This is a genomic window from Paenalicyclobacillus ferrooxydans, from assembly GCF_001399675.1.
GTDB classification, from domain to species: Bacteria; Bacillota; Bacilli; order Alicyclobacillales; family Alicyclobacillaceae; genus Alicyclobacillus_B; species Alicyclobacillus_B ferrooxydans.
The window spans coordinates 1-1,883 of the sequence record NZ_LJCO01000009.1 but is presented as its reverse complement, the minus strand read 5'-3'; the positions used below and the strand labels follow the sequence as shown (position 1 = coordinate 1,883).

Annotated in this window: 3 protein-coding genes; all 3 read left to right on the top strand. The window is 46.3% G+C overall.

Annotated features, from left to right (window positions below; genetic code table 11):
- The first annotated feature begins 241 nt into the window (after positions 1–241).
- Positions 242–604, top strand: coding sequence for a hypothetical protein (locus AN477_RS02120; protein ID WP_054967548.1), 363 nt, complete (start codon positions 242–244; stop codon positions 602–604).
- A gap of 428 nt (positions 605–1,032) precedes the next feature.
- The gene (locus AN477_RS02110) at positions 1,033–1,290 is read left to right on the top strand and encodes an AbrB/MazE/SpoVT family DNA-binding domain-containing protein (RefSeq protein ID WP_054967546.1); all 258 of its coding nucleotides are present in this window, start codon (positions 1,033–1,035) and stop codon (positions 1,288–1,290) included.
- A gap of 3 nt (positions 1,291–1,293) precedes the next feature.
- Complete coding sequence (locus AN477_RS02105) at positions 1,294–1,728, top strand: PIN domain-containing protein (RefSeq protein WP_054967545.1); 435 nt, start codon at positions 1,294–1,296, stop codon at positions 1,726–1,728.
- Positions 1,729–1,883: the final 155 nt, after the last annotated feature.

The window sequence follows — 1,883 nt, the reverse complement described above, 5'->3', positions numbered from 1 at the left end:
ACCAGTCTAGACTTCATATTAGCGCCTCCTACATGAGTTCTTTAGGGCAATGACCCGGCACACACTCATCGTAGCGAGGCTCTATTATTTCTACAAACCCTATTCACTAACGTATACAGGAATGTTACTGGCATAACGCAGAATAAGAATATGTCATAAAAATCCGTTGTTTAAAGGGTACCGTCAACAAAGCGTTTTACTGATGGTACCCATGTACATCTCACTAAAAAGTTGGTGCAATATGAGGAAACTGTTCATTGGCTGTTTTGCTGTGCTTGTTTTAGTCACAGGATGTGGTCAAACACAAGTGGAAAACCCAAGTACCACAACAGGTGTTCCTTGGGTTGCACATCTTAGTGAAGGACACCAGCTGAGGTACTACGCCGTTAGTGATTCGAAAGCGTTGAAGATCGGTAAACCCCTCGGCGTAATCGTCATGCAAGGGACAAGTAATGGACCTCCTGGATGGGTCACAAATATGACATCTAAAATGGATATTCATGTTTACCAAATCGCTGGTGTTAACCAGAACAACCAGATCGCTGTGGAAATAGGAAACGGACCATACTTCAAAGCAACTTCGACGGGTGCCAAAAAACCGTAGTAATGTGCCTCATGGATAGTTGGCTGAATGATGGGACATTAATCAATAATAAATACCTTGTCAAGTTTGGCCGCCATCTGGCGGTCTCTTTACATAAACAAGGTTATTGGACTTCCCAAATAAATGGGATCGCCGTTTTCGGCCAAATTCAGCCGGGAGCGGCGATTTTGTGTTTCCCGGAGGCCATCGAAAGCGCAGCTTAAATTCCAGTTCTGGATGATGCTTCAATCCTTGATTTCCTCCCGTTAGCTCAGTTTTTTAAGGCCATCTGATTCCCGCCCAGAATACGATCAGGTACGGCGGCTTCCCCGTAAATCTGTGCTTTTCCCGGGATTGCTCAGATTGCCCGCCCCGTGGTATCTTTAGGTAAATGCTGCAATACTGATTTTCTGCTTAACGAATATAATGCATTTAAGGGAGGTTTTGTGATGGCAACCGATACGTACACCATTCAAATTCGCCAGCGGGGCGTGGTGACCTTGCCAAATGCTCTACGGGAGGCTTATGGGCTGGGAGAGGATGATGTCCTGACACTCGTCGACCTCGGAGGAACATTCGTTTTAAGTCCGCGTGTTCCGGTGGTTTCAAAGCTCGCTCGCTCCATTGAAAAAAAACGGGAGCAAAGTGGCGTCAGTGTAGAGGAATTACTGGACGATCTATATCAAAATCGGCATGGTAAGGAGTAAAAGATGTCCAATCTGATTGTTTTCTTTGATGCCGATGTATTAGTGGCAGGAAGCGCTTCTACGACAGGGGCTGCCCATCTTCTGTTAACGCTGTCCGAACTCGGAATCATTCAAGGAATGACATCGGCCCACGTTCAGGAGGAAGCCCGTCGGAACCTAGCCAAGAAGATCCCGGATGCACTCCCTGAGTTTGAGGAAATCGTTCAGCGGGCGGTCACTGTTGATTTCTCCCCCACGGATACGAACCCTTTTCAGAACTTTGCTCACCCAAAGGATGTACATGTGTTAGCAGCAGCTGTGGCAACCCATGCACGCTGGCTAGTAACCTTTAATCTCAAGGATTTTTATCAGCCTCCGCAAATTACCGTTTTGAATCCGGGACAAGCCATTCGGACGATTCGAGATACCTTAGGGGGTCCCGCCAGCAAAATGACGTAAAACCCACGCTAAGACAATTTATGGAACAAAAAATGTGGAATTTCTTACGCTAAGACACAAATGGAAACGGTCTAACCTTTTTGTGAAAGTGGATACGATACAGCAAATGTCACCGTTTCAACTTGTGCCATTTTCTCAACGCAATGATCCCCCAA